2 protein-coding genes are annotated in these 3,841 nt (G+C 68.2%); both read right to left on the bottom strand.

The features are described from left to right. Positions 1 to 146 precede the first annotated feature (146 nt). On the bottom strand, positions 147 to 2,420 hold the full coding sequence (locus CCR97_RS23090) for a flagellin N-terminal helical domain-containing protein (protein WP_111356180.1): 2,274 nt from the start codon (positions 2,418 to 2,420) through the stop codon (positions 147 to 149). A 465-nt stretch (positions 2,421 to 2,885) separates the two neighbouring features. Further along, the gene (locus CCR97_RS23085; RefSeq protein ID WP_146618671.1) at positions 2,886 to 3,305 is read right to left on the bottom strand and encodes a FlaG family protein; all 420 of its coding nucleotides are present in this window, start codon (positions 3,303 to 3,305) and stop codon (positions 2,886 to 2,888) included. Between the last annotated feature and the right edge of the window lie 536 nt (positions 3,306 to 3,841).

Raw genomic sequence — 3,841 nt, 5'->3', positions numbered from 1 at the left:
CCTTCAGCCGACCGGCCGCGACCGCGCGCCGGGGCGCAGCCGCGGTCGCGGCCGGTCGGCTGAAGGCGCCGCCGGGTCGTCTCCAAAAAAAGTAAACGGCGGGGCCGAAGCCCCGCCGTCCGTACTTGTCCGTAGACCGAAGAGACTCAGAACAGCCGCAGCACGGCCTGGTTCGCCTGGTTGGCGAGCGAGAGGGCCGTGGTGGAGAGCTGCTGCCGGGTCTGCAGGGCCAGCATGTTGGCGCCTTCCTCGTTCGAGTCGGCCAGCACCAGGTTGTCGCCACCCGTCTGCAGGGTGTTGACCATGCTCTTGGTGAAGTCCTGACGGGTCTGGACGGTCGTCAGGTTGGAGCCGAACTTCGACGCCTGGGTGCGCAGAGAGGTCAGGGCATCGTTGATCGCCGAGATGGTCGCGTCGATCTTCGTGTTGTCCTGGAACGTGGTGCCGTTCTGCTTGTTCAGGCCGAGGTTGGAGGCGTTGAGTGTGACGCCCTTGATGGTCAGCGAGGAGGTGTTCTTCTCGTTGAAGGCCACCTTGAGGTCGTCGCCGTTGAGAAGGTTGATGCCGTTGTAGGAGGCATCCTTCGACAACGAGTCGATCTGGTCGAGAACGTCGTTGAAGTCCTTCTGCAGGCTGGCCCGGGTGGTGTTCGGGTCACCCTCGTGCTTGACGCCCGACTTGGTCTGGGCGCTGGTGCCGATCGCGGCGAGCGTGTTGGTGGCGCCGGAGATCGTCAGCGAGGTCTGGCTGGTGCCCTGAGCCACGCCGATCGAGAACGCCGAGCCGGTGACGCTGGCCGTGACGCCGGACAGGTTCGAGATCTGCTTGGTGAACTCGGCGATCGTCGAGACCTGGTCCGTGCCCTTGCCGAACGTGATCGTCTGGGCCGCGCCGCCATTGGCCGACACCGAGATGGAGTCGCCGATGGAGCCGCCGCCGGCGACGACCTGGTCGAGCAGGCTGGTCGAGTTGTAGGAGCCGGCCGTCATGTTGAGGGCCGAGGTGGCGAGGCCGGCGGCGATCGAGAAGTCGACGTCGGCGGTCTTGGCGACCATCTTCAGCTTGCCGGCCTGGTTGGAGATGTCCAGGTTGGCAGAGAGGGTGGCGTTGCCCTTCAGCTTGTTCACGACCGACGTCAGGTTGTCGGTTCCGGCGAGGCCGACCGTCTGGGTCTGCGAGCCGTTGCCGTCGTTGGCGTCGACCGTGATCGAGATGCTGGTTCCGGCGGCGAGGTCGGTGTCGATCTCGGCGAGGGTCAGGTCGCTGTTGAAGGACTTCGACAGCGCCGAGCCCATGCCGCCACGGGCGCCGGTGCCGAAGTTATAGTCGGCGGTCGCCGCACTGAGGCCGAGCGCCGTGGTGACGCCGACATCGGTCGCGTTGAAGCCGATCGCATTGCCGGACGCCGCCGACAGGCTCATCGAGAACGTGGTGCCGGCGATCGAGCCGGTGGCCGCGCCGCGATTGCTGTTGATCCAGGTGTTCAGCTCGCCGATGGTCGAGACCTGACCACCGCTGTTGCCGAACGTGACGGTCTTGTCGGTCTGGCCGGTGACGCTCAGCACGAGGCTGGACGTGCCCGCCGTGCCGCCGGCCGCGGTGATGCGGTCGAGCAGGCTGGTCGAGTTGTGGGCGCCGGCGGTGACGCCGATGGCCGTCAGGGTGGCGGCGGTCGAGCCGGAGCCGGCGGCGCTGATCGAGAAGTCGACGTCGGCCGAGGCCGCCGTGAACACCATGTGGCCGGAGCCGTCGTTGGTGATCGTGATGTAGTTGTTCAGCGTGTCGCCGGGGGTGCCGGACGTGGTGGCGTCGAACACCGCCTGGGTGGCGGCGAAGTTCGCCTCGGTGCCGGCCAGGGTCACGTTGAACGTCTTGTCGACGCCCGACGCCGTCACGCGGATCTGCACCGTGCCGGCCGCGCCGGCGCCGCCGGGACCGGTGGCCAGGTTGGCCGTGCCCGTCACGGTGCCGATGGTCTCGGCCTGGTTGGTGAACGAGAGGTTGACGGCCTTGGCCGAGAGGTCGTTGGCGCCGCCGGCGATCGTCGAGGCGATCGTCTCGGACGGCAGCGTGCCGGTGACCGACAGGGCGTCGTAGGTGGCGGCCGGAGCCGTCGCCGAGCGGGCCTGCTGGGCGATCGACTTCGCGGACTGCACGAGCTTGGTCAGCGAGGTGATGCCGTTGTTGGCCGCGTCGAGCGTCTTCACCGCCTGGCCGATCGAGTCGAGGAGCGAGTTGAGGTCGCCCGCCCGGTCGCTGAGCGACTGCGAGGTGAAGAAGTTCGACGGATTGTCGAGAGCCGAGTTGACCTTCTTGCCGGTGGCGAGGCGGTTCTGCGTCGTCGCCATCATGTCCGCGGTCGACTGCAGCGAGAGCAGGTTCTGACGGACGCCGGCCGAGAGGGTGATACCGGAAGCCATTGAATTCAACCTTTCTGGTTGTGTGCCGTACTGGCGGTGGAGCTTCGACCTTCATGGTCGCCGGCCGTGATCGCACGGCGGGCCGTAAACAAGCGTAAATACGGCCCGTTAATTCCCGCCTAATTTCTGTTCTCCGCCGGGCGACCGAACGCATTGGTTTCGATTAGGTTTTCATTAAGTATACGGGTCCGCGAGACGGCGGCCGGATGCGCGCCGTGCGGGCCGTGCGCACGTGCGACGACGTCGTGCGACAGCGTGGTGCGGCGATGCTCGCGCGATGGATCGGCGGGCGGGGAGGCGGTGGCTCAGACACGACGATGTCGCGGAGCACGAGTTCGATCGGCGCGCGAAACGTTCGGGCGGCGCGGAGGACGGGGCGGGGCGTGTGGCGCGAGGAGAGAGACGGCGCGGGCCGAGCGCGGCACGAGGAAAGACCGGTGAGGAAGCGGACCGACCCGGGACGGATCAGACCTGCAGGTCGGCGTGCGTCAGCACGTCGGCCGCGCTTTTGCCTTCCTCGAGCGCCTTGTTGTAGGCGCGCATGCGCATCAACGCCTCGTCGGGCACCTGGCGGAGCACCTGGCGGGAGCGCGAGTCGATCACCCGGAAGATCACCTCCCGGGTCTCGGGGTTGAGGACCACCACGCGGGTGGTCTGCTCGGCGGCTTGGCGCATCTGGGCGGCGAGCGGCTGCTCCTGGGACGGAGGATTGCCGTTCTGGCCGAGGTCCGGGTCCGTCGAGGTGGACTTGCTGGCGCCGAGGGCGGCGACCGTCTGGTGCTCGGGGAGCACGGTGCGGACGGCCGGGGCCTCGACCGCCACGGGCCGTGCATGGTCGCCCATCGGGGCGACGCTCTGCGGCCTTATGGTGAGGCTCGTGTCCATGTGACGTCCTACCGATGGAGCCGAACGTTCTGTCGGTTCCACGTTTTCCACCTTCCAATCCCATACTCATAAATGCTGCGCATTAAGACCTTGTTAGAAAAGATGGTTATCGGGAAATACTTGGATGCGTAAAATTTTAACGAGTTTCGGTGCAGCCGCGAGGCAGCGCGCGAATCGCGGTGCCGCCGGCGCCGGGGGACACGGCGCGACCGGGAGCGGGCGACCGCCGACGTCCAGGACGGCATCCCCGCCCCGCCGTCGGCCCCGCCGGATAGTCTGGGACCGGCGCACGCTCTCGGCGGCGACGTCCGCCGAGAGGCGGTCGAGCGGCCGGATCAGCGCGGCCCGGTGCCGTCCGGCCGGCTCGGCCGGGACGGACCGGGCCGGGCATCCGGTTGCGGCCGTGGTGGCCGCTGGATGGGCGGGCGCTCGGGAGTCGGCCGGGCCGCCGGCTCGGGTCGCCAGCGTGCCGGCCGTCCGATCGTTCCCGGCGGGCATTCGCGCACGATCGGTTTGCAGCGCGGCGGCGTCCCGGT

This window comes from Rhodoplanes elegans, from assembly GCF_016653355.1.
Classification (GTDB): Bacteria; Pseudomonadota; Alphaproteobacteria; order Rhizobiales; family Xanthobacteraceae; genus Rhodoplanes; species Rhodoplanes elegans.
This window is presented reverse-complemented; position numbering and strand designations above follow the sequence as displayed.